The 19,582-nt window shown below is 63.3% G+C and carries 16 protein-coding genes; 12 read left to right on the top strand and 4 right to left on the bottom strand.

The window, feature by feature from the left end; translation table 11 throughout:
• The first annotated feature begins 195 nt into the window (after positions 1-195).
• Positions 196-567, top strand: coding sequence for a DUF2794 domain-containing protein (locus ACPPVP_RS02260; RefSeq protein ID WP_426530902.1), 372 nt, complete (start codon positions 196-198; stop codon positions 565-567).
• A 108-nt stretch (positions 568-675) separates the two neighbouring features.
• Here the strand turns inward: ACPPVP_RS02260 and ACPPVP_RS02265 are convergent, their stop codons facing one another.
• From ACPPVP_RS02265 to ACPPVP_RS02280, 4 genes are all read right to left on the bottom strand, one after another.
• On the bottom strand, positions 676-1,206 hold the full coding sequence (locus tag ACPPVP_RS02265) for an N-acetyltransferase family protein (protein ID WP_426538397.1): 531 nt from the start codon (positions 1,204-1,206) through the stop codon (positions 676-678).
• 137 nt (positions 1,207-1,343) lie between these two features.
• Positions 1,344-2,135, bottom strand: a complete 792-nt coding sequence (locus ACPPVP_RS02270; protein ID WP_426530904.1) for a Bax inhibitor-1/YccA family protein — start codon at positions 2,133-2,135, stop codon at positions 1,344-1,346.
• Between the two features lie 243 nt (positions 2,136-2,378).
• Entirely contained in the window at positions 2,379-4,949 is a 2,571-nt protein-coding gene (locus tag ACPPVP_RS02275) for an ABC transporter permease (protein ID WP_426530906.1), read from the bottom strand.
• Positions 4,946-5,659, bottom strand: coding sequence for an ABC transporter ATP-binding protein (locus tag ACPPVP_RS02280; protein WP_426530908.1), 714 nt, complete (start codon positions 5,657-5,659; stop codon positions 4,946-4,948). The genes ACPPVP_RS02275 and ACPPVP_RS02280 overlap by 4 nt, the downstream gene beginning before the upstream one ends.
• On the opposite strand from ACPPVP_RS02280, the gene ACPPVP_RS02285 reads away from it, so the two are divergent.
• The 11 genes from ACPPVP_RS02285 (at position 5,658) to lpdA (ending at position 19,452) form a co-directional block, all read left to right on the top strand.
• A complete protein-coding gene (locus ACPPVP_RS02285; RefSeq protein ID WP_426538399.1) occupies positions 5,658-6,362 on the top strand; it encodes an arylesterase in 705 nt (234 codons plus the stop codon). The genes ACPPVP_RS02280 and ACPPVP_RS02285 overlap by 2 nt on opposite strands.
• Positions 6,363-6,541: 179 nt before the next feature.
• Positions 6,542-7,078, top strand: coding sequence for an RNA 2',3'-cyclic phosphodiesterase (gene thpR, locus ACPPVP_RS02290; RefSeq protein ID WP_426530910.1), 537 nt, complete (start codon positions 6,542-6,544; stop codon positions 7,076-7,078).
• A 199-nt stretch (positions 7,079-7,277) separates the two neighbouring features.
• Positions 7,278-8,459 carry a cell division protein ZapE gene (gene zapE, locus ACPPVP_RS02295; RefSeq protein ID WP_426530912.1) on the top strand — a complete coding sequence of 394 codons (1,182 nt, stop codon included), beginning with the start codon at positions 7,278-7,280 and terminating at the stop codon, positions 8,457-8,459.
• Positions 8,460-8,724: 265 nt separating this feature from the next.
• Positions 8,725-9,693 carry a malate dehydrogenase gene (gene mdh, locus ACPPVP_RS02300; protein WP_426530914.1) on the top strand — a complete coding sequence of 323 codons (969 nt, stop codon included), beginning with the start codon at positions 8,725-8,727 and terminating at the stop codon, positions 9,691-9,693.
• Positions 9,694-9,825: 132 nt separating this feature from the next.
• On the top strand, positions 9,826-11,022 hold the full coding sequence (gene sucC / locus ACPPVP_RS02305; protein ID WP_426530916.1) for an ADP-forming succinate--CoA ligase subunit beta: 1,197 nt from the start codon (positions 9,826-9,828) through the stop codon (positions 11,020-11,022).
• 2 nt (positions 11,023-11,024) lie between these two features.
• Positions 11,025-11,501 carry a DUF1579 family protein gene (locus ACPPVP_RS02310; protein ID WP_426530918.1) on the top strand — a complete coding sequence of 159 codons (477 nt, stop codon included), beginning with the start codon at positions 11,025-11,027 and terminating at the stop codon, positions 11,499-11,501.
• A gap of 39 nt (positions 11,502-11,540) precedes the next feature.
• Complete coding sequence (gene sucD, locus ACPPVP_RS02315; protein ID WP_426530920.1) at positions 11,541-12,425, top strand: succinate--CoA ligase subunit alpha; 885 nt, start codon at positions 11,541-11,543, stop codon at positions 12,423-12,425.
• A 135-nt stretch (positions 12,426-12,560) separates the two neighbouring features.
• Entirely contained in the window at positions 12,561-15,521 is a 2,961-nt protein-coding gene (locus ACPPVP_RS02320) for a 2-oxoglutarate dehydrogenase E1 component (RefSeq protein ID WP_426530922.1), read from the top strand.
• 172 nt (positions 15,522-15,693) lie between these two features.
• On the top strand, positions 15,694-16,926 hold the full coding sequence (gene odhB / locus ACPPVP_RS02325; RefSeq protein ID WP_426530924.1) for a 2-oxoglutarate dehydrogenase complex dihydrolipoyllysine-residue succinyltransferase: 1,233 nt from the start codon (positions 15,694-15,696) through the stop codon (positions 16,924-16,926).
• Between the two features lie 338 nt (positions 16,927-17,264).
• Positions 17,265-18,014, top strand: coding sequence for an SDR family oxidoreductase (locus ACPPVP_RS02330; RefSeq protein ID WP_426530926.1), 750 nt, complete (start codon positions 17,265-17,267; stop codon positions 18,012-18,014).
• 34 nt (positions 18,015-18,048) lie between these two features.
• Positions 18,049-19,452: a dihydrolipoyl dehydrogenase gene (gene lpdA / locus ACPPVP_RS02335; RefSeq protein WP_426530928.1), complete on the top strand. Its 1,404-nt coding sequence runs from the start codon at positions 18,049-18,051 to the stop codon at positions 19,450-19,452.
• Positions 19,453-19,582 lie beyond the last annotated feature (130 nt).

Raw genomic sequence — 19,582 nt, forward strand, 5'->3', positions numbered from 1 at the left:
AGCAATAAGATTCCGCTAACGATCCCGTGAATCGGAATTTCCCGTGATGCCGGCGGTTCCGCCCGGTTTCCTTTGCATTTACACCCCCTTGCGGCGTCCTGCGGTTAGCGCGATCATGTCGACCTCGGCATGCTCCCGAAAAGTGGGGACCGGTTTTCGGGGCGAGGGCATGCCTGAGATGACAGGAGGCGCTCCATGAGCTCGATATCGGAGGACACCGATCCAAGCGAGGCCCGCGCGGTGGCGCGCCCTGCCACTGCAACGCCACCGCCAAATCGTGTCACGTTCAATCGTCTCGAACTCAACCGTATCCTCAATCTGTATGGGCGCATGGTCGCCGACGGCGAATGGCGCGACTACGCCATCGACTTTCTGAAAGACCGTGCGGTATTTTCGGTATTCCGCCGCGCTTCCGAGGTTCCGATTTACCGGATCGAGAAGGACCCGCGGCTCGCACGCAAGCAGGGCATGTACAGCGTGATCTCGGCGACCGGCCTGATCCTGCGCCGCGGCCACGAACTCGAACGCGTGCTGCTGGTGATCGATCGCAAGCTGGCGCTGGTGTAGCGAAGCTGCGGTAGGGTGGGCAAAGGCGCGCTTGCGCCGTGCCCACCATCTATCCCCGATGTTAGTCGCGAATGGTGGGCACGCTTCGCTTTGCCCCACCCTACGAATCTACGACGTCGGCACCGTCGAGCCGCCTTCACCGAGCGCGCGCTGCATCATCACGGTGTCGAGCCAGCGGCCGAATTTGAGGCCGACATGGCGATGCGTCCCGATCATCTGGAACCCGCATTTGGTGTGAACGCCGATCGAGCCGGCGTTGGCGGAATCGCCGATAACGGCGATCATCTGCCGGTAGCCGCGCGCCTCGCATTCGGCGATCAGCCGCTGCAGCAGTTGCAGGCCGATGCCGCGGCGGTGGGTCGAGGGCTTTAGATAGACCGAGTTCTCCACCGTGAAGCGATAGGCAGGCCGCGGCCGATAAGGGCCGGCATAGGCATAGCCGATCACATCGCCTTCGACCGATGCCGCAAAATACGGGAAGCCGCCGTCCATCAGGGCTTTGAACCGTCGGGTCATCTCGGCGAGATCCGGCGGGATCAGCTCGAACGTCGCGGTGCCGTAGCGCACCGCGTGCTCGTAGATTTCGGTGATGGCGGGGAGGTCGGCCTCGATGGCGGGCCGGATTTCAGCGGCGGACATGCAGAGAAAGATATCAGCAGCCCAATACGGATCAACATTTTCTGCCATGCCCGGGATGCGCCCCGCCATGACTCTGGCCAAAAGAAAAGCCCCGGCCGTTGGGCCGGGGCTTCGACTTTTAACTTCTGCGGCAGCGCTTAGTCGCGCTGGCCGAGCAGCTGCAACAGCAGCGTGAAAAGGTTGATGAAGTTCAGGTAGAGCGACAATGCGCCGGTAATCGCCGCCTTCTCCGCAATCTCGCCGCCCTGAGAGGCGTAGCCGTAGATGTAGTCGTTCTTCAGCCGCTGGGTATCCCAGGCGGTAAGGCCCGCAAACACCAGCACGCCGACCACGGAGACGATGAACTGCAGCATCGAGCTCGCCAGGAACAGGTTGACCAGGCTCGCGATGATGATGCCGATCAGGCCCATGAACAGGAACGACCCCATGCCGCTCATGTCACGCTTGGTGGTGTAGCCGTACAGGCTCAGCGCGCCGAAGGTCGCCGCGGTGATGAAGAACACCCGCACGATCGAGGTGTGGGTGTACACCAGGAAGATCGACGACAGCGAGATGCCCATCAGCGCCGAGAACACCCAGAACAGCATCTGGGCGGTCGCGGGACGCAGCCGGTTGATGCCGGCCGAGATCGCAAACACCATGGCCAGCGGCGCTAAGATGAACAGCCACTTCAGGGGGCTGACATACATCGCATAGCCGAACTGCGTCAGGTAGGCGTTGCCGAACTTGGCGACGGCGCCGGCCTGGTCGGTGGTCACGGCAGCCATATAGACGCCGAGCGCCGCAAGGCCGGTGATGGCCAGGCCGATGCTCATGTAGTTGTAGATACGCAGCATGTAGGCGCGCAGACCGGCATCGACGGTCGCGGCATCAACGCGCCCGGCGGCCCGGCCGAAAGGAGAAGTGTAATTACGGTCTAGGTCCGACATGGTCGAATTCCCGTTAGGTTGCCCGGCGGAGCGCAAGGGGTTTGCGGCGCCGGTTAGATTTCTATCTCAGATGTCCCGATCTGCCGACGTTAATTTTACGTCATGAACCCGGCCACTGATCTTGGCTGATATGTGGGAAACTAACACATTCGCCGCAACCTTCCACGCGCGGCTGAATGTCGCTTCTGCCGTCGTTCCCGGGCAAAAGCAGCGTTAATTCCGCCTTTCCGCCGCTACAAATTGTCACAAATTCCGCAACACGCTGGCCGGCTTCTGATTCAGGGCCAACAACGTCCCGGCGAGCCCCAGCCCTACCGTGACGACCAGGGCGGCGGCGACCACGCCGGCCGCGCTGCCGGCCTGCCAGATGAAACTGAGCGTCATCAGCCGGGTCACGATCAGCCAGGCCGCGACGGAGCCCGCGATCACGCCGAAAACCGCGGTGGCGAGGCCGATCATCAGGTATTCCAGTGCATAGGCGCCTAGCAGGCGCACCCGGGTTGCACCCAGCGTCTTCAGGATGACGGCGTCATAGACCCGGTGGCGGTGGCCGGCGGCGAGCGCGCCGCCCAGCACCAGGATCGCCGAGATCAGCGTCACCGCGCTGGCGCCGCGGATGGCGAGCACGAGGTTGGTGACGACGGCGCCGACGGTTTCCAGCGCCTCGCGGACCCGCACGCTGGTCACCATCGGGAAGGCGTCCGCCACCTGCTTGATGATCCGGGCATCGCCCGCCGGGTCCGGATGGGCCTCGGACAGCGTCGCGACATGGCTGTGCGGCGCGCCCCTGAACGCGTTGGGCGAGAACACCAGCACGAAATTGATGCCGAGCCCCTGCCAGTCAATGTTGCGCAAATTGCTGATCCTGGCCGGGATGTCGCGGCCGAGCACGTTGACCACGATCTCGTCGCCTATTGTGAGCTTGAGGCCGTCGGCGATCTTCTTTTCCATCGAGACCAGCGGCGGGCCGCTATAATCCGCGCTCCACCATTCGCCCTCGACGATCTTCGAGCCCTTGGGGATTTCGGCGGTATAGGTCAGGCCGCGGTCGCTCTGCAGTACCCATTCGGAATCCTGCGCCGGCTTGAGCTGGTCGGCCTTGAGGCCGCGGGCGCCGACGATGCGCCCGCGCAGCATCGGCACGTCCTCCACCGTCGATTGCGGCGCGACCTGCTTGAGGAAGGCGCCGAAGCGGTCGGCGTCGGCGGTCGGAATGTCGATGAAGTAGAACGACGGCGCGCGCTCCGGCAGCGCGGCCAGGAATTGCCGGCGCAGATTGCCGTCGATCTGGGTGATGGTGACGAGGACCGCGAGCCCGAGCCCGAGCGACATCACGACCGAGGGCGTCAGCGCGCCGGGCCGGTGGATATTGGCAATGGCCAGCCGCAGCATGGTGATGCGGCTGCGGGGCATGCGGCGCGCCAGCGCCATCAGGCCGGCAGCGACACCGCGCAGCAGCGCAAACACTGCAACCGAGGAGACCACGAAGACGGCCGCGACCCGCTTGTCATAGGCAAGCCCGATCGCCACCGCGACCAGCAGCGCGATCACTACCGCCATCAGCGCGAGGTAGCTCCAGCGCGGCCGGTGCCATTCGCGAGCGACCTCCTCGCGAAACAGCGCCGCCACCGGCACGTCATGCACCCGGCCGAGCGGCCATAGTCCGAACGCGAGCGCGGTGAGCAGGCCGTAGATGAACGACAGCGCCAGCTCGTCCGGATGCAGGGCAGGGATCACCGGCAACGGCAGCAGCTTGCCGAACACGCCGACGATGACGAACGGCAGGGCGGCGCCGGCGGCGAGCCCGATCACCGAGCCGATCCCGGCCAGCACCACCACCTGCGTCAGATAGATCGTGAAGACGTCGCGGCCGGTGGCGCCGAGCGCCTTGAACGAGGCGATGACGTCGCGGCGGCGGTCGATGTGGCTCTTGACCGCGTTGGCGACGCCGACGCCGCCGACCAGAAGTGCGGCGAGGCCGACCAGCGTCAGGAACTGCGTGAAGCGACTGATGGTGCGTTCGAGTTGCGGCGAGGCATTGCCGCGGCTACGGATCTCCCAGCCTGCCTCGGGGAGGGCGCTACGCGCGCTCTCGATCAACTGGGTGGCCGCGCGCTCGTCGGCGGCGTTGTCCGGCAGCTTGAGCCGGTAAATCCAGCGCACCAGACTGCCGGGCTGCAGCAGGCCGGTGGCGCGCAGGCTCGCTTCGCTGACAAGAACGCGCGGGCCCAATCCGACATTGCCGGCGAGCTTGTCCGGCTCGGCGCCGACGGCGCTGCGGATCTGGTAGCTGGCGTTGCCGATCGTGATACGGTCGCCGAGCTTCAGATCGAGCCGCGCCAGCAATGTGGAATCGACGGCCGCGCCGAACGCGCGGTCGCGTTCGGCCAACAGATCCACCATCGGCATTTTGGGATCGAGCGTCAGCTCGCCCAGCATCGGGTAGTTGCCGTCCACCGCCTTGAGTTCGACCAGCGCCAGCTTGCCGTCATTGCTGCGCGCCATCACGCGCAATGCCGCCGCGACCGAAAGCTGGCCGCGCGCGCGCAGGAAAGCCGTTTCGTCCGGCTTGGCCTCGCGCTGGATCAGCGAGAACGCCACATCACCGCCGAGCAGCGTGCGGCCTTCGCGCTCCAGACCTTCGCTGAGGCTCGCCGCCACCGAGCCGACGCCGGCAATCGCCATCACGCCGAGCGCGATGCAGGCGATGAAGACGTAAAATCCGCGCAAACCGCCGCGCAATTCGCGCAGCGCATAGCGCAGGGCAAGGGATGACGCGCGGCTGCGGTAAACGGGTTCGGAAACGACGGTCATGAGTGTCCGTCGATCCGGCCCGAGCGCAGCCGCACCACGCGGTCGCAGCGTTGCGCGAGCGATGTGTCGTGCGTCACCAGCACCAGGGTCATGCCGCGCTCGCTGTGCTTGGTGAACAGGAGATCGACGATCTGCTTGCCGGTGGCTTCATCGAGATTGCCTGTCGGCTCGTCCGCGACGAGGATCGCAGGATCGGGCGCCAGCGCCCGAGCGAGCGCGACGCGCTGCTGCTCGCCGCCCGACAATTGCGTCGGGTAGTGGTGCAGGCGATCGCCGAGCCCGACGGATGCGAGCTCCTGCGCCGCGCGCGCTGCGGCGTCGGGATTTCCGGCGAGCTCCAGCGGCACCGCGACGTTTTCCAGCGCTGTCATGGTCGGGATCAGATGAAACGACTGGAACACGATGCCGACCTGGCGGCCGCGGAAGCGCGCCAGCGCATCCTCGTCGAGGGCATTGAACGGCGTGCCGTTGACCACCACCTCTCCGCTGTCGGGACGCTCCAGCCCGGCCATCACCATCAGCAGGGTCGATTTGCCGGAACCGGAAGGTCCGATCAGACCGATCGCCTCACCCGAGGCCACACGAAGGCTGATATCTTTCAGGATATGTACACGTGCGGCGCCTGAGCCGAGCGAGAGGTTGACGTTGGAAATGGCAATGGTGTCCGGCCCGAGGCCGGTCAGCGAAGAGGGTTCGATGAGACTGTCCATGGCTCGGTCATATGGCACATCCGCCACTCGGGTCGAGGGCTTGAAACGGATGTTTGCGCACTTACGCGTGTTGATTGTGGCTTTGATGACGGCCGGACCGGTTTTGGCCCAAACCCCAGCCGCCGCGCCCACCAAATCGGTCAAAATGGTCGTGCTCGGCGATTCCTTGAGCGCCGGTCTCGGCCTTTCTGCCTCGGCGGCGTTTCCGGCGCGTTTACAAAAAGCCTTGGGTGACAAGGGGATAAAGGTCGACATGATCAATGCCGGGGTGTCCGGCGATACCACCTCTGGCGGCCGCGACCGGCTGGACTGGTCGATCCCCGAGGGAACCGAAGCGGTCATCCTCGAACTTGGCGCCAACGATGCCTTGCGTGGCATCGATCCCGCTGTCACCCGCGCCGCGCTCAGCGATATCCTGACGCGGCTGAAGGCGCGCAAGATCGCCGTGCTGATGTGCGGCATGCTTGCGCCACCGAATTACGGCAGCGACTATGCCGCGCGCTTCAACGCGATCTATCCGGAGCTTTCGAAATCCTTTGGCGTGCCGCTCTATCCATTCTTCCTGGAAGGGGTGGCGGCGGATGCAAAACTCAACCAGGCCGACGGTTTGCATCCGACCGCGGATGGCGTGGACATTATCGTGAAGAATATTCTGCCTATGGTGGAGGCATTTCTCGGCACGATCTCCGGGCAGCGGAGTTGAAAAGAATGCAAACGAATAACCTTACCGATGGTTATCCCCGTAGCATTCCGGCCTGCTCGCGGCGCGTGCTTCGCACGGTCATATAAGTCGGATAGAAATTGGTAATCGGTGATTCGTCACCGGGTTTGCTGTCAGGCGTGAGCCTCCAAAGCTGACGCCTTCGCATCGAGGATTTTGCGATGCCGCGTTTGTTTGCTGGACTGGAAATCCCGGCCGAGATCGGCCAGAGCCTTTCCAATTTGCGTGGCGGCCTTCCCGGCGCCCGCTGGATCGATCCCGAAAACTACCACGTCACCTTGCGCTTCATCGGCGATATCGACGGCATGTCGGCGAATGAAATCGCCTCGATGCTGTTTCGGGTCAACCGCAAGCCGTTCGAGGTCAAGGTGCAGGGCCTGCAGAGTTTTGGCGGCAAGAAACCGCGCGCGGTGGTCGCTTCCGTCGAGCCATGCCGGCCGCTGATCGAGCTGCAGGCCGAGCTTGAGCGGCTGATGCAGCGGCTCGGGCTCGATCCCGAGGGCCGCAAATTCACGCCACACGTGACGCTGGCGCGGCTGCATGATGCTTCAAGCCAGGATGTCGCGGATTATCTTTCGGTGCGCGGCTACTTCCCGAGCCGAACATTCATGGCCTCGCGCTTCGTGCTGTTCTCATCCCGCGCTTCTACCGGTGGCGGACCTTATGTGGTCGAGGATTCCTACGCGCTGAGTGCGTGAGGGTTGGTGCGGGTCACGTCCACCGTTGTCATCATCCGCGAAAGCGGATGATCCAGTATACCAGAGACGCCCGAGTTAGAGCTGACGGGCTACGGCGTGCTGGATGCCCGCTTTCGCTGACGTGGCAGATTGTGCTTGCATACCTCCAGACCTAATTAGCGGCTTGCAATTTTCGGCGCGCTGAGGCCGAAAGGGGGCCATGCTGTCGACCGACCCCACCTCGTTCCACGCGCAATATCAGGCGCTGGTTTCCTCCGGCGCCATCGAGGCCGATCCGGCGCAGGCCGATGCCGCCGTGGCGTTCGCAGCGCTCGAAGAGCGACTCGCCAGCTACAAGCCGGCGCGCAAGCTCAGCCTGCTCGGCCGTCTCTTCGGCGACAAGAGCGAGGCGCCGCCACGCGGGCTTTACATTCACGGTGAGGTCGGTCGCGGCAAGACCATGCTGATGGATCTGTTCTTTCAGCACTCGCCGGTCCAGCACAAGCGCCGCGCCCATTTCCACGAATTCATGGCCGAGGCGCATGAGAAGATCTACGCCTATCGCCAGAACATCGCGCGCGGAGAAATCGCAGACGGCGACGTGATCGAGCTGACGGCCAACGCCATCTTTGACGAGGCGTGGCTGCTGTGCTTCGACGAATTCCATGTCACCGACATCGCCGATGCGATGATCCTCGGGCGGCTGTTCTCAAAACTGTTCGAACTCGGCACGGTGGTGGTGGCGACCTCGAACGTCGCGCCCGAAGACCTCTACAAGGGCGGCCTCAACCGCGCGCTGTTCCTGCCCTTCATCACGCATATCGCAGATCGCATGGATGTGCTGCGGCTCGATGCGCGCACCGATTTCCGCCTGGAAAAGCTCGCCGGCGTGAAGATGTGGCTGACGAACGATCCGGAAGCCGAATTCGTCCTCAACCGCGCCTGGGGCAGGATGACCGGCAACGCGCCGTGCAAGTCGCGCGACATCGCTATCAAGGGCCGCAAGCTGCATGTGCCGTGCTCGGCGCACGGCGTGGCGCGATTTTCATTTGCCGATATCTGCGAGAAGCCGCTGGCCGCGTCGGACTATTTGCGGTTGGCGCACGACTATCACACCATCCTGATCGACCGCATTCCAGTCATGGATTACCCCGAGCGCAACGCCGCCAAGCGTTTCATCTCGCTGATCGATACGCTCTACGACAATGCCGTGAAGCTGATGGCCTCGGCCGAGGCCGATCCGGTGTCGCTGTATCTGGCGACCGAGGGCAATGAGGCCAACGAGTTCAAGCGGACCTCGTCGCGGCTGATCGAAATGAGCTCGGAATCCTACCTGGCGCTGCCGCATGGCCGGAAGGATTCCGCGGCGAGCGGGTCGAGTACGGGTTTGGTGGAGACGTAGGACTTTCGCCACCGTCGTTCCGCCGTTATTGCGAGCGAAGCGAAGCAATCCGCCTCTCCGCGCGGGGAAAGATGGATTGCTTCGTCGCTCCGCTCCTCGCAATGACGACGGGTGGGAGGGCGGTTTCCTGGCATACCTGATGGAAATCGAGGCAGGACCGAGAATCGGGCATGCCCCGGCTTGAACCGTTCAATCGAAAGGGATAACCAGCCATCCAACTTCCTTATCCACACCCCTCACTTCGTCTCAGAAGGATAAATTTCCCATGGCGCGCGACAAGATTGCTTTGATTGGCTCCGGTCAGATCGGCGGAACGCTGGCTCACCTCATCGGCCTGAAGGAGCTTGGCGACGTCGTGATGTTCGACATCGCGGAAGGCGTTCCCCAGGGTAAAGCGCTCGATATCGCGCAGTCGTCCCCGGTCGACGGTTTCGACTCCAACCTCACCGGCGCCAATTCCTACGACGCGCTCGATGGCGCCAAGGTCTGCATCGTCACCGCCGGCGTGCCGCGAAAGCCCGGCATGAGCCGCGACGATCTCCTGAGCATCAATCTCAAGGTCATGGAGCAGGTCGGCGCCGGCATCAAGAAGTACGCCCCCGACGCCTTCGTCATCTGCATCACCAACCCGCTGGATGCGATGGTGTGGGCGCTGCAGAAGGCTTCCGGCATGCCGCACAAGAAGGTGGTCGGCATGGCCGGCGTGCTCGACTCCTCGCGGTTCCGTTACTTCCTGGCCGATGAATTCAACGTCTCGGTCGAAGACGTCACCGCTTTCGTGCTCGGCGGCCACGGCGACACCATGGTGCCGTTGACCCGCTATTCCACCGTCGCCGGCATTCCGCTGCCTGATCTGGTCAAGATGGGCTGGACCTCGCAGGCGCGCATCGACGAGATCGTCGACCGGACCCGAAACGGCGGCGCCGAGATCGTCAACCTGCTCAAGACCGGTTCGGCGTTCTACGCCCCGGCCGCTTCCGCGATCGCGATGGCGGAGAGCTATCTCAAGGACAAGAAGCGCGTGCTGCCCTGCGCCGCCTATCTCAACGGCGAATACGGCGTGAAGGACATGTATGTCGGCGTGCCGGTTGTCATCGGCTCGAAGGGGGTCGAGCGTATCGTTGAGATCGAACTGGCCGGCAAGGATCGCGAAGCCTTCGACAAGTCGGTCGGCGCGGTCCAGGGCCTGGTCGACGCCTGCAAAAAGATCGCGCCCGACCTGCTCGGGCGTTGATTTTACTCGGCTTTCCGCCCGGAAACGGGCGGAGGGCATTTTCGGGTTGCAGTTCGATTGGTATATGGTATGCCAACTACCAGTGTAGGTGAACTGTAGAACTCGCCGCATCGGGTTTTGGGGAGCGTCCAGATGAATATCCATGAATACCAGGCCAAGGCTCTGCTGCATGAATTCGGCGTGCCGATTTCGCGCGGTGTGCCGGTCTTGAAGGCCTCGGATTCGGATGCCGCCGCCAAGACGCTTCCCGGCCCGATCTGGGTGGTAAAGAGCCAGATCCATGCCGGCGGCCGCGGCAAGGGCAAATTCAAGGAAGCCTCCGCCGGCGACAAGGGCGGCGTCCGCATCGCCAAATCCGTCACCGAGGTCAACGAGTTCGCCAAGCAGATGCTGGGCGCGACGCTGGTCACGATCCAGACCGGCGCGCACGGCAAGCAGGTCAACCGTCTCTACATCGAGGAAGGCTCCGACATCGACAAGGAGTTCTATCTCTCGATCCTGGTCGACCGCGAAACTTCCGAAGTGTCGTTCGTGGTCTCGACCGAAGGCGGCGTCAACATCGAGGAAGTCGCGCACAACAACCCGGAAAAGATCGTGACCTTCTCGGTCGATCCGGCGACCGGCATCATGGGCCATCACGGCCGCACGGTGGCCAAGGCACTCAATCTCTCCGGCGATCTCGCCAAGCAGGCCGAGAAGCTGGTGGCGCAGCTCTATAACGCCTTCGTCGCCAAGGACATGGCGATGCTGGAAATCAATCCGCTTGTTGTCACCAAGCAGGGCCTGTTGCGCGTGCTCGACGCCAAGGTGTCGTTCGACGACAACGCCATGTACCGCCATCCCGAGGTCGCCGCGCTGCGCGACGAGACCGAGGAAGACGCCAAGGAAATCGAGGCGTCGAAATACGATCTCAATTACGTCACGCTCGACGGCACCATCGGCTGCATGGTCAACGGCGCCGGCCTTGCCATGGCGACCATGGACATCATCAAGCTCTATGGCATGGAGCCCGCCAACTTCCTCGACGTCGGCGGCGGCGCCAGCAAGGAGAAGGTGGCGGCGGCCTTCAAGATCATCACCGCCGATCCCAACGTGAAGGGCATCTTGGTCAACATCTTCGGCGGCATCATGAAGTGCGATATCATCGCCGAGGGCGTGGTCGCCGCCGTCAAGGAAGTCGGCCTGAAAGTGCCGCTGGTGGTGCGGCTCGAAGGCACCAATGTCGACGCCGGCAAGAAGATCATCCGCGACTCCGGCCTCAACGTGGTGCCGGCCGACAATCTCGACGATGCCGCACAGAAAATCGTGAAAGCCGTCAAGGGAGGCTAGCGATGGCTGACCATCTCGCCGCACCGACTGCGCTGGAAGAACACCGCAAGCTCGCGGTCTTTGCGGGCGAGTGGACCGGCGAGGAAATGGTCTATCCGTCGCGCTGGACCGCCGGCGGTCCGGCGACCTCGCATGTGGTGGCGCGGATGGATCTCAACGGCTTCTACCTGATCCAGGACACCCGCCAGATGCGCGACGGCAAGGAAACCTTCGCCACCCACGGCGTGTTCACCTACGACCGCGACGACCGGACCTACAAATTGTTCTGGCACGATTCGCTCGGCTACTATTCGCCGGCGCCGGCCTCCGGCGGCTGGAGCGGCAAGACGCTAATTCTCGTGCGCGGCTCGCTGCGCGGGAACGCGCGCCACGTCTACGAAGTCGTCGACGACGACAACTACACCATGAAGATCCAGTTTTCACCCGATGCCGAAGGGTGGGCCGACGTGCTCACCGGCGTCTACCGGCGGATTCACTAAACCCATCGTTCCCGGTCACCTACGAAAGCGTCCTCAACCATGTCCGTTCTGATCGACAAGAATACCAAAGTCATCTGCCAGGGATTCACCGGCAAGAACGGCACGTTCCATTCGGAAGCCGCGATCGCTTACGGCACCAAGATGGTCGGCGGCACCTCGCCGGGTAAGGGCGGCTCGACCCATCTCGGCCTGCCTGTGTTCGACACTGTCGCCGAAGCGCGCGGGAAGACAGGCGCTGATGCCAGCGTCATCTACGTCCCGCCGCCGGGTGCGGCCGACGCGATCTGCGAAGCGATCGACGCGGAGATCCCGCTGATCGTTTGCATCACCGAGGGCATTCCGGTGCTCGACATGGTGCGCGTGAAGCGTTCGTTGTCGGGTTCGAAGTCGCGGCTGATCGGGCCGAACTGCCCCGGCGTGATGACTGCGGGCGAGTGCAAGATCGGCATCATGCCGGCCAACATCTTCAAGCCCGGCAGCGTCGGCATCGTCTCCCGCTCGGGCACGCTGACCTATGAGGCCGTGTTCCAGACCACCCAGGAGGGCCTCGGCCAGACCACCGCGGTCGGCATCGGCGGCGACCCGGTCAAGGGTACTGAATTCATCGATGTGCTGGAGATGTTCCTGGCCGACCCGAAGACCACCTCGATCATCATGATCGGCGAAATCGGCGGCTCCGCCGAGGAAGACGCCGCCCAGTTCATCAAGGACGAGGCCAAGCGCGGCCGCAAGAAGCCGATGGTCGGCTTCATCGCCGGCGTCACCGCCCCTCCCGGCCGCCGCATGGGTCATGCCGGCGCGATCATCTCCGGCGGTAAGGGCGACGCCGGATCCAAGACCGCGGCCATGGAAGCGGCCGGAATTACGGTCTCTCCGTCGCCCGCCCGGCTCGGCCACACCCTTGCCGAAAAGTTGAAGTCTTAATTCAGTCCTTGGTTCTTTTAGGCGGGAATATCCGTCCTAAATAGGGTAAAGGTGCTTTACCGAGCTGGTTCGGGCTTCCGGACCGGCTAAAGCGCCGTTTTCCACGCGCAAAGCGAAAATTACCAGGACGCCATCATGTCTCGCCAGGACGCGAATGCAGCATTTGCCCTCTCTTCATTTTTGCAGGGCACCAACGCCACCTACATCGACGATCTCTACGCCCGCTACGAGCAGGACCCCGCGTCGGTCGACGCCGAGTGGCAGGAATTCTTCAAGAGCCTGAAAGACACCCCGGCCGACGTCCAGAAGAACGCCGAGGGTCCCTCCTGGGGCCGCGACAACTGGCCGCCCACCCCGCGCGACGACCTGACCTCGGCGCTGGACGGCAACTGGGCCACCGTCGAGAAGGCGGTCGGCGCCAAGCTCGCCGCCAAGGCGCAGGTCAAGGGCGCCGCCGAACTGTCGACCGCCGACATCAACCAGGCGACGCGCGATTCGGTCCGCGCCCTGATGCTGATCCGCGCCTATCGCATCCGCGGTCATTTCTTCGCCAAGCTCGATCCGCTGGGCATCGAGGCGCAGCGCGATCGCGAAGAGCTGGATCCGCGCACCTACGGCTTCAGCGACGCCGATTTCGACCGCAAGATCTTCCTCGATCACGTGCTCGGCCTCGAATACGGCTCGCTGCGCGAGATCGTTGCGATCTGCGAGCGCACCTACTGCCAGACGCTCGGCGTCGAGTTCATGCACATCACCAACGCGGCGCAGAAGGCCTGGATACAGGAGCGCATCGAGGGTCCGGACAAGGAAATCAGTTTTACGCGCGAGGGCCGTCGCGCGATCCTCAACAAGCTGATCGAGGCCGAAGGCTTTGAGAAATTCTGCGACCTCAAGTTCACCGGCACCAAGCGCTTCGGGCTCGACGGCGCAGAATCGTTGATCCCGGCGCTCGAGCAGATCATCAAGCGCGGCGGCAATCTCGGCGTGAAGGAAATCGTTTTGGGCATGCCGCATCGCGGCCGGCTCAACGTGCTGACCCAGGTGATGGGCAAGCCGCACCGCGCGCTGTTTCATGAATTCAAGGGCGGCTCGGCCAACCCGGACGCGGTCGAAGGCTCCGGCGACGTCAAATACCATCTCGGCGCGTCGTCCGACCGCGAGTTCGACAACAACCGGATCCACCTGTCGCTGACCGCCAACCCGTCGCATCTGGAAATCGTCGATCCCGTGGTACTCGGCAAGGTGCGCGCCAAGCAGGACCAGCATGGCGACCCGCCGGACATGCGTATCTCCGTGCTGCCGATGCTGATGCATGGCGACGCGGCGTTCGCCGGCCAGGGCGTGGTGGCCGAATGCTTCGCTTTGTCCGACCTGAAGGGTTACCGCACCGGCGGCTCGCTGCATTTCATCGTCAACAACCAGATCGGCTTCACCACCTATCCACGCTATTCGCGCTCCTCGCCCTATCCGTCCGACGTGGCGAAGATGATCGACGCGCCGATCTTCCACGTGAACGGCGACGATCCGGAAGCCGTGGTGTTCGCGGCCAAGGTTGCGATCGAATTCCGGCAAAAGTTCCACAAGCCGGTCGTCATCGACATGTTCTGCTACCGCCGCCACGGCCATAACGAGGGCGATGAGCCCGCGTTCACCCAGCCGGTGATGTACAAGAAGATCGCAACGCATCCCGGTACGGTCGAGATCTATTCCAAGCGGCTGATCGCCGACGGCGTGATGACCGAAGGCGAGGTCGAGAAGGCCAAGGCCGACTGGCGCGCGCGGCTCGATGCCGAGCTCGAGGCAGGTTCCGGCTACAAGCCCAACAAGGCCGACTGGCTCGACGGCAAGTGGGCGGGCTTCAAGTCCGCCGATCAGGAAGAGGAAGCCCGCCGCGGCGTCACCGGCGTCGACGTCAACGTCCTGAAGGATATCGGCCGCAAGATCACCAAGGTGCCTGATGGTTTCAGGGTTCACCGCACCATCCAGCGTTTCCTGGAAAACCGTCTCAAGGCCATCGACAACGGCGTCGGTATCGACTGGGCGACCGGCGAGGCGCTGGCGTTCTGCACGCTGCTGCAGGAAGGCCGCCATGTCCGGCTGTCGGGTCAGGACTCCGAGCGCGGCACGTTTTCGCAGCGCCATTCGGTGCTGATCGACCAGGAAGACGAGAGCCGTTACACGCCGTTCAACCATCTCGGTCACGACCAAGGCCATTACGAGGTCATCAACTCGCTGTTGTCAGAAGAGGCTGTGCTCGGCTTCGAGTACGGCTATTCGCTGGCCGAGCCGAAGGCGCTGGCGATGTGGGAAGCGCAGTTCGGCGACTTCGCCAACGGCGCCCAGGTGCTGTTCGACCAGTTCATCTCGTCGGGCGAGCGCAAATGGCTGCGGATGTCCGGCCTCGTCTGCCTGCTGCCGCATGGCTATGAAGGGCAGGGGCCGGAGCATTCCTCGGCGCGGCTCGAGCGTTTCCTGCAGATGTGCGCCGAAGACAACATGCAGGTGGTGTATCCGACCACGCCGGCGAATTACTTCCACGTGCTGCGGCGCCAGCTGCATCGCGAAATCCGTAAACCGCTGATTCTGATGACGCCGAAGTCGCTGTTGCGGCACAAGCGCGCGGTCTCGCGGCTCGACGAACTGGGGGCGGACACCACCTTCCACCGCATCCTGTACGATGACGCCCAGATGCTGCCCGACGAGAAGATCAAGCTGGTGGCGGACGACAAGATCCGCCGCGTCGTGCTGTGCTCGGGCAAGGTCTATTACGATGTCTACGAGGAGCGCGAGAAGCGCGACATCGACGACATCTACATCATGCGCGTCGAGCAGCTCTATCCAGTGCCGCTCAAGGCGTTGGTGCAGGAACTCGGACGCTTCAAAAACGCCGAAGTGGTCTGGTGCCAGGAAGAGCCCCGTAACATGGGCGCATGGCACTTCATCGAGCCCTATCTCGAATGGGTGCTGAACCAGATCCATGCGCCGAACCGGCGTCCGCGTTACGCGGGCCGCGCGGCATCGGCGGCAACCGCTACCGGTTTGATGTCGAAGCATCTGGCGCAGCTCAAGGCGCTGCTGGATGAGGCGCTGAACTAGGAATCCGTCATGCCCCGCCTTGTGCGCAATCGCGCACAGCGGCGGGGCATCCAGTACGCCGGGCTTTTCATTTTTTAGATCACGAGCGTCTCGAAGTACTGGATCGTCCGCCCCAGTACGCAATTGCGTACAAGGCGGACGATGACCGTGGAAGCAATTGAGGAAAAAGATCATGACTGAAATTCGTGTTCCGACGCTCGGCGAATCCGTGACGGAAGCCACCATCGGCCGCTGGTTCAAGAAAGCCGGCGACGCCGTCGCGGTGGACGAGCCGCTGGTCGAGCTCGAAACCGACAAGGTCACCATCGAAGTGCCGGCGCCCTCCGCCGGCGTGCTCGGCGAGATCGCGGCCAAGGACGGCGAGACCGTCGCCGTCGGCGCGCTGCTCGGTCAGATCAACGAAGGTGGCGCCGCGAGCGCGCCGAAGCCCGCCGCCGCACCTGCCAAGGCGGCTGCGGCGCCCGCCGCAGCGCCTGCCGCGGCGCCGAAGGCTGTCGCAGCGGATGCGCCGCTGGCGCCGTCGGTTCGAAAACTCTCCACGGAGAGCGGAATCGATGCCGCGACCGTTCCCGGTTCCGGCAAGGACGGCCGCGTCACCAAGGGCGACATGCTGGCCGCGATCGAGAAGGCGGCGTCCGCGCCGACCCCGGTCAATCAGCCGGCTGCCTCGGTGCAGGTGCGTGCGCCTTCGCCGGCCGACGACGCCGCGCGCGAAGAACGCGTGAAGATGACGCGGCTGCGCCAGACCATCGCGCGGCGGCTGAAGGACGTGCAGAACACCGCCGCGATGCTGACGACCTTCAACGAGGTCGACATGACCCACATCATGGCGATGCGCGCGCAGTACAAGGACGTGTTCGAGAAGAAGCATGGCTCGAAGCTCGGCTTCATGGGCTTCTTCACCAAGGCCGTCGTGCAGGGGCTGAAGGATATCCCTGCCGTTAATGCCGAGATCGACGGGACCGACCTGATCTACAAGAACTACTACCACATCGGCGTCGCCGTCGGCACCGACAAGGGCCTGGTCGTGCCCGTGGTGCGCGACTGCGATCACAAGTCGATCTCCGACATCGAAAAGGGGATCGCCGATTTCGGCCGCCGCGCCCGCGATGGCCAGCTCAAGATCGACGAGATGCAGGGCGGCACCTTCACCATCACCAATGGCGGCATCTACGGCTCGCTGATGTCGACGCCGATCCTGAACGCGCCGCAGTCCGGCATTCTCGGCATGCACAAGATCCAGGAGCGACCGATGGTGGTCGGCGGCAAGATCGAGGTCCGCCCGATGATGTATCTGGCGCTGTCCTACGATCACCGCGTGATCGACGGCAAGGAAGCGGTGACCTTCCTGGTTCGCGTCAAGGAGAGCCTGGAAGATCCGGCGCGGCTGGTGCTGGATCTCTGAGGGAGGCCTTGATGGAGGAGCCATCGCTTTCGCAAGCGCTGATTTCTATGGTGCCATTCTTGCTGGTCACTTTTATTTGCTTCCTCTTTGCGATTCCGATCAGTCGCAGGAAGGGTAAGGGCGTCGGCTTCGCTAGGTGGTGCCTAATCCCATTCGCCACTCCTTTCATAATGTTCTATCTGGCGAGTCTAACCGACAGCTCTGTGCTGGAGCGGTTGGCGGCTCTCGAGGACAAGACTCAGTAGCGTCGCAGCGAAGAACGAAAGAGCGGATCCGGCCTTGAAGGTCGAAATCGAGACAGTTGGTTTGGCGCGAGCGTCCATTTTGAGGGGGCCGATGTGACGGATAAGGTTGCGATCATCACTGGCGGCAGCCGCGGCATCGGCCGCGCTACCGCGCTCGCCGCCGCCGCGCGCGGCTATCGCATCGTGGTCGGCTACGCCAGCAACAAGGCGGCGGCCGACGAGGTTGTCTCGCTGATTGAGGGCAAGAACGGCAAGGCCGTCGCGGTGAAATGCGATGTCGCCGAGGAGGGCGATATTCTCAAGCTGTTCGAGGCTGCCGACAAGTTCGGCACGCTTGGGGCGCTCGTCAACAATGGCGGCATTGTCGGCAAGAGTGGTGTGCGCGTCGACGAGATGTCGGCCGAGCGCATCCAGCGCGTGATGGCGATCAATGTCACCGGCAGCATTTTGTGCGCGCGGGAGGCGGTGAAACGCATGTCGACGAAGCACGGCGGCAAGGGCGGCGTCATCGTCAACCTCTCCTCGGTCGCCGCCAGGCTCGGCGCACCCAATACCTATGTCGACTATGCCGCCTCCAAGGGCGCGATCGATTCCTTCACCATCGGTCTTGGCTATGAGGTTGCGGGCGAGGGCATCCGCGTCGCAGGAATTCGCCCCGGACTCATCGATACTGAAATCCACGCCGCTGGCGGCGAGCCGGACCGCGCGCATCGGCTGGCGCACATGGTGCCGATGAAGCGCGTCGGTACCGCGGATGAAATCGCCAACGCCATCGTCTGGCTGATGTCGGACGAGGCTTCCTACGTCACCAGCACCATCCTTGATGTCTCGGGTGGGCGGTAATACCTGACACGTTTCTCAGCGACAGGACTTCATCATGGCTTCCTACGATCTCGTCGTCATCGGCACCGGCCCGGGCGGATATGTCTGCGCGGTGCGCGCGGCGCAACTCGGCATGAAGGTCGCCGTGATCGAGAAGTGCTCGACGCTCGGCGGCACCTGCCTCAATGTTGGCTGCATGCCGTCGAAGGCGCTGCTGCATGCCTCCGAAATGTTCGAGGAGGCCGGGCACTCCTTTGCCAAGATGGGCGTCAGCGTTTCCGTGCCGAAACTCGATCTGCCCTCGATGATGAACTTCAAGCAGCAGGGCATCGACGGCAACGTCAAGGGCGTCGAGTTCCTGATGAAGAAGAACAAGATCGACGTCATCAACGGCAGGGGTAAGATACTCGGCGCCGGCAAGGTCGAGGTCACGGGCAGCGACGGCAAGGCGCAGACGGTCGAGACCAAAAACATCGTCATCGCCACCGGCTCCGATATCGCGCGTCTGAAGGGCATCGAGATCGACGAGAAGCGCGTCGTGTCGTCGACCGGCGCGTTATCGCTCGACAAGGTGCCGTCGAACCTCCTGATCATCGGCGCCGGCGTGATCGGGCTCGAACTCGGCTCGGTCTGGCACCGGCTGGGAGCGAAGGTCACCGTCGTCGAATTCCTCGACCGCATCCTGCCCGGCACGGATGGCGAGATCGCCAAGCAGTTCCAGCGCATCCTCGAGAAGCAGGGCTTTGCGTTCAAGCTCGGCGCCAAGGTTACTGCCGTCGACACATCAGGAAAAACGCTGAAGGCAACCGTCGAGCCGGCGGCAGGCGGAACGGCTGAGACGCTGGAGACTGACGTGGTCCTGGTCTGCATCGGCCGCGTACCCTACACCGAAGGGCTCGGCTGCAAGGAGGCCGGCATCGCGCTCGACAATCGCGGCCGCGTGCAGATCGACGCGCATTTCTCGACCACCGTGAAGGGCGTCTATGCGATCGGCGACGTGGTGGCGGGACCGATGCTTGCGCACAAGGCCGAGGACGAAGGCGTCGCCTGCGCTGAAATTATCGCGGGCCAGGCGGGCCACGTGAACTACGATGTTATTCCAGGCGTCGTGTATACCACGCCGGAAGTGTCGTCGGTCGGCAAGACCGAGGAAGAGCTGAAGCAGGCGGGCGTCGCCTACACTTCGGGTAAATTCCCGTTCACCGCGAACGGCCGCTCCAAGGTCAACCAGACCACTGACGGTTTCGTGAAGATTCTCGCAGATGCGAAGACCGACCGCGTGCTCGGCGTGCACATCATCGGCCGTGAAGCCGGCGAAATGATCCATGAAGCCTGCGTTCTGATGGAATTTGGCGGCTCCGCCGAAGATCTGGCGCGCACGTGCCACGCCCACCCGACTCGCTCGGAAGCCATCAAGGAAGCCGCGCTTGCGGTCGGCAAACGCGCCATCCATATGTGATCCATATCCGGAACATACCGGGTAGAGTGTGATTGAAGAAGCGGGTATCCGATTACTCGAAAAGATCATGCTTTAAACAAACAGATAGAGCGCAGTGACCAATCAATAGACGTCATTGCGCTCTAGAGAT

The sequence above is a fragment of the Bradyrhizobium sp. McL0615 genome (genome assembly GCF_049993905.1).
Taxonomy (GTDB): domain Bacteria; phylum Pseudomonadota; class Alphaproteobacteria; order Rhizobiales; family Xanthobacteraceae; genus Bradyrhizobium.

What these genes read in the sequence shown, in the direction of transcription:
- ACPPVP_RS02280 (WP_426530908.1), bottom strand. Translation starts at nt 5,659, where the DNA reads ATGGACAGTCTCATCGAACCCTCTTCGCTGACCGGCCTCGGGCCGGAC.
- ACPPVP_RS02270 (WP_426530904.1), bottom strand. Translation starts at nt 2,135, where the DNA reads ATGTCGGACCTAGACCGTAATTACACTTCTCCTTTCGGCCGGGCCGCC.
- sucC (WP_426530916.1), top strand. Translation starts at nt 9,826, where the DNA reads ATGAATATCCATGAATACCAGGCCAAGGCTCTGCTGCATGAATTCGGC.
- ACPPVP_RS02320 (WP_426530922.1), top strand. Translation starts at nt 12,561, where the DNA reads ATGTCTCGCCAGGACGCGAATGCAGCATTTGCCCTCTCTTCATTTTTG.
- sucD (WP_426530920.1), top strand. Translation starts at nt 11,541, where the DNA reads ATGTCCGTTCTGATCGACAAGAATACCAAAGTCATCTGCCAGGGATTC.
- ACPPVP_RS02260 (WP_426530902.1), top strand. Translation starts at nt 196, where the DNA reads ATGAGCTCGATATCGGAGGACACCGATCCAAGCGAGGCCCGCGCGGTG.
- zapE (WP_426530912.1), top strand. Translation starts at nt 7,278, where the DNA reads ATGCTGTCGACCGACCCCACCTCGTTCCACGCGCAATATCAGGCGCTG.
- ACPPVP_RS02285 (WP_426538399.1), top strand. Translation starts at nt 5,658, where the DNA reads ATGGCTCGGTCATATGGCACATCCGCCACTCGGGTCGAGGGCTTGAAA.
- ACPPVP_RS02265 (WP_426538397.1), bottom strand. Translation starts at nt 1,206, where the DNA reads ATGTCCGCCGCTGAAATCCGGCCCGCCATCGAGGCCGACCTCCCCGCC.
- ACPPVP_RS02275 (WP_426530906.1), bottom strand. Translation starts at nt 4,949, where the DNA reads ATGACCGTCGTTTCCGAACCCGTTTACCGCAGCCGCGCGTCATCCCTT.
- mdh (WP_426530914.1), top strand. Translation starts at nt 8,725, where the DNA reads ATGGCGCGCGACAAGATTGCTTTGATTGGCTCCGGTCAGATCGGCGGA.
- ACPPVP_RS02310 (WP_426530918.1), top strand. Translation starts at nt 11,025, where the DNA reads ATGGCTGACCATCTCGCCGCACCGACTGCGCTGGAAGAACACCGCAAG.
- lpdA (WP_426530928.1), top strand. Translation starts at nt 18,049, where the DNA reads ATGGCTTCCTACGATCTCGTCGTCATCGGCACCGGCCCGGGCGGATAT.
- odhB (WP_426530924.1), top strand. Translation starts at nt 15,694, where the DNA reads ATGACTGAAATTCGTGTTCCGACGCTCGGCGAATCCGTGACGGAAGCC.
- thpR (WP_426530910.1), top strand. Translation starts at nt 6,542, where the DNA reads ATGCCGCGTTTGTTTGCTGGACTGGAAATCCCGGCCGAGATCGGCCAG.